Source organism: Duganella callida (genome assembly GCF_004614165.1).
In the GTDB taxonomy this organism is placed as follows: Bacteria; Pseudomonadota; Gammaproteobacteria; order Burkholderiales; family Burkholderiaceae_D; genus Rugamonas; species Rugamonas callida.
On record NZ_SPVG01000176.1, the window covers coordinates 1 to 3869 of the forward strand.

General features: G+C 66.2%; 3 protein-coding genes. 2 read left to right on the plus strand and 1 reads right to left on the minus strand.

Translation table 11 applies throughout. The features are described 5' to 3' along the window. The first annotated feature begins 143 nt into the window (after positions 1–143). Entirely contained in the window at positions 144–1256 is a 1113-nt protein-coding gene (locus E4L98_RS17005) for a glycosyltransferase family 4 protein (protein WP_205746757.1), read from the plus strand. A gap of 79 nt (positions 1257–1335) precedes the next feature. On the opposite strand, the gene E4L98_RS17010 is transcribed toward E4L98_RS17005, so the two are convergent. Next, positions 1336–2550 (minus strand): cellulase family glycosylhydrolase, encoded by a 1215-nt coding sequence (locus tag E4L98_RS17010; RefSeq protein ID WP_167761358.1) that lies wholly within the window; start codon positions 2548–2550, stop codon positions 1336–1338. Positions 2551–2863: 313 nt separating this feature from the next. Here E4L98_RS17010 and galE point away from each other — a divergent pair. After that, on the plus strand, positions 2864–3869 hold a 1006-nt coding region (gene galE, locus E4L98_RS17015), incomplete at its 3' end, for a UDP-glucose 4-epimerase GalE (RefSeq protein WP_135202738.1).

Sequence of the window (3869 nt, forward strand, 5' to 3'; positions counted from 1 at the left end):
GTTGAGTTGTGTATAAGAGAGTGGGCCGATCCGGCGCGCGGGCGCGCCATGGGGCAGGCCGCGCGCGCGCGTCTGGCCAGCGATTTCAGCTGGTCCAGTCTGGCGCGCCGGGTCAGCGCCCGCTTCGCGATGGAGCCGGCCGCATGAAGGTGATGATCATCGGCATCCGCGGCTTTCCCAACGTGCAGGGCGGAGTGGAAACCCACGCCGAACAGCTGGGCACCGAGCTGGTCAAGCTGGGCTGCGAGGTCGAGGCCGTGGTGCGCAGCCCGTACCAGCCTGCCGCGGTCGGCGCCAGCTGGCACGGCGTGCGCTTCAAGTCGCTGTGGAGCCCGCGCTCGCGCGGCCTCGAGGCGATCGTCCACACCACGCTGGCGGTGCTGTACGCCGGCCTGCGCCGGCCCGACATCCTGCACATCCAGGCCATCGGTCCCGGCATCGTCACGCCGCTGGCGCGTCTGCTGGGCCTGCGCGTGGTGGCGACCCACCATGGCCCCGATTACGACCGTCAGAAATGGGGCCGCTTCGCGCGCACCATCCTGCAGCTGGGCGAGCGCTGGTCGATGCGCCACGCCCAGCAGGCGATCGTGATTTCCAGCGTGATCGAGGAATTGGTGCGGCGCAAGCACCACGTGGCGCCGGCGCTGATCCCCAACGGCGTGCAGCTGCCGGCGCTGCCGCCGGCCGGCGCCACCCTCGCGCGCTTCGGCCTGGAGAGCGGGCGCTATGTGTTGCTGGTCAGCCGCATCGTGCCGGAAAAGCGCCATCTGGACCTGATCCAGGCGTACGCCCTGGCGCGCCTGCCCGGCTGGCGCCTGGTGCTGGTGGGCGCCTCCGATCATCCGGACGCGCACACGCGCGCGGTGCTGGACGCCGCCGCCGCGCAGCCGGGCGTGGTCTGCACCGGCTTCCAGAGCGGCGCCGCGCTGGCCGAACTGTATGCGCACGCCGGCGTGTTCGTGTTGCCGTCGTCGCACGAGGGCTTGCCGATCGCGCTGCTGGAGGCGCTCAGCTATGGCTTGCCGGTGATCGCCAGCGATATCCCGGCCAATCTGGCGGTGGCGTGCAGCGAGGTGCGCTACTATCCCCTGGGCCAGACCGCGGCGCTGGCGGCGGCGCTGGAAACGGTGGCCGCGCAGCCGCCCGACCCCGCCTACCGCGCGCGCCTGCGCGCCTTCGTCGGCGAACGCTATAGCTGGCCGCAGATCGCGCGCCAGACTTGGGAATTGTATCGCCGCGTCTGCCCGGGTCGCTGAGCGCGGCGCCCAACGACAACGGCCCGGCCGCTGACGCGGCCGGGCCGTCGGGCCGGGCGGATGCCGTGATCGCGGCGGCTTATTTCCAGCCGCGCATGACCGTGTTCATTTCCTTCAGACGGTCGAGCTGGTACTTGCGGCTGTTGGTCGGCGTGATGCTGTACGAGCCCTCCTGCGCGGCCCAGTCGAACACCCACACGGCCGACAGCGGCACGCGGTTGGCGATGATGGTGCTGGTCATTTCATAGAACTTGGTCTTGGCCACGTCGGCGCCCAGATCCTTGTCGCTGGTGCCGAATTCCCCGATGAACAGCGGGCGCGGGTCGATCAGCTTGCCTTTGCTGTCGGTCTGGCGGCTGCGCGTCAGGGCGGCGATGATGATGTTGTTGAAATTGCCGGCCACCACGCTCGGCGAGGCCGCGTCGACGCCGAAGCCGGCCATTTCACCATACGGATACAGGTGCAGCGACACGGTGTCGGCGACGTTGTTGTCGCGCGTCAAGATGCTGGCGAACTGGCTCGGGCTGTCCTGGTCCCACTTGGACGGCAGGTGGTAGGCATTGTAGCGCGGATGGTCGTTGCCGCTGAAGATGGGGTGGCTCTTGTCGATCGCGCGCACGGTGGCGGTGAAATCGGCCAGCGCGTTCATGATGGTGTCGACCGTGAAGTTGTCGGCGGCGGTGCGCGCCGGCGCGGTCGAGGCGCGCGGGATCCACTGGTAATTGTTGATGCTGGCCGGCAGGTCCATCAGCGCCGTCGCCTCGTTGGCGAACTCCCAGCCCCACAGTGCCGCGTGGTCCTTGTAGCGCGTCACCATTTCGGTGGTGATCTTGCGCATCATCACGCGCGTCTTGCTGTTGGCGTTGCCCCAGGCCGGCACGTGTTCGCCGTTCATGTCGGAGAACGCCGGGAAGTTCCAGAACACGTCGAGGATCACGCCGATGTTCTGCGCCGCGCATTCCTTCATGAAGTCGTCCAGGCGGCTGTAGAACAGTGTCGGATTACTGACATAGCTCTTCTGGATGTCATCCGGCCAGAAGCCGATCGCATTGATGCGGATGAACGGGATGTTATAAGCCTTCAGCGTGGCCAGGCCGGCTTTCCAGGTGACATCCTTGCCATTCGATTGCACGTAGCGGGTGAAGGCGTCCTGGTAATTCACGCCGACGCCATAGAAGTTGGCGCCGTTGAGCTGGAACACGCCGTATCCGGCCTTGAAGTCGGCTGCGGAAGCGGTCGCGCTGACCGCGACGCCGAGCACCGCGCTCAGCAACAGTTTTTTCAGAGTTTTCATAGAGATATTTGCCGCAAGATGTGGGGACAATAGGCTGTGGCTGGCCAATCTGCAAGTCATGCCAGAAGACAATAAGCAGTAACTGGCCCTAGCTTTATTTTACGCGCAAAAACATTGCGGACCACAGGATTTACGCAAATTTTGTTGCTCTTAGGATGCAAGTATGAACAAAACACCATGAAACAGCCCGATTTTACCCCGCCCGGGGCGGCGCACCGCAGGGTGTCTGGATATTATCACAACAAAGCCGTTGTAAAATGGCGGAAGGTGGGCGGCCGCCCGGCTGCCCGGAGGTAATCGACAGCGAGGATTTATGAAGATATTGGTAACGGGAGGGCTGGGCTACATCGGCTCCCACACCTGCGTGGAGCTGCTGGCGGCCGGCCACCAGGTGGTAGTGGTGGACAATCTGGTCAACAGCAACGCCGGCGTGGCCGCGCGCATTGCCGCCATTGCCGGCCAGCCGTGCCAGTTCGTCGAGGCCGACGTGCGCGACCGCGCCGCGCTGCAGCAACTGTTCGCGCGTGAGCGCATCGACGCGGTGATCCACTTCGCCGGCCTGAAGGCGGTGGGCGAATCGGTGCAGCAACCGTTGCGCTATTACGACTACAACGTGCACGGCACCCAGGTGTTGTTGGAAACCATGGCCGAGGCGGGCGTCAAGACGCTGGTGTTCAGCTCGTCCGCGACCGTGTACGGCGACCCGCACGCGGTGCCGATCCTGGAAGACTTCCCGCTGCAGGCCACCAACCCCTACGGACGCAGCAAGCTGATGATCGAACAAATCCTGCGCGACGTCGGCTTGGCCGACGCCGGCTGGAAGATCGCGCTGCTGCGCTATTTCAACCCGGTGGGCGCCCATGAAAGCGGGCTGATCGGCGAAGACCCGAACGGCATCCCCAACAACCTGATGCCCTACATTGCCCAGGTGGCCGAGGGCCGGCGCGCGCAGCTGGCGATTTTCGGCAACGATTATCCGACCGTCGACGGTACCGGTGTGCGCGACTACATCCACGTGGTCGACCTGGCGCTGGGCCACGTCAAGACGCTGCAGAGGTTGGCCGAGGTCGGCGGCGTGCTGACCTACAACCTCGGCACCGGCCGCGGCAACAGCGTGCTGCAGATGGTGCACGCGTTCGAGCAGGCCAGCGGCCGCCGCATCCCCTACCAGTTCGCGCCGCGCCGGGCCGGCGACATCGCCCAGTGCTACGCCGACCCCGGGCTGGCCGAGCGCGAGCTGGGCTGGCGCGCCGCGCGCGGCATCGAGCAGATGTGCGCCGACACCTGGCGCTGGGCCACGTCAAGACGCTGCAGCTGTC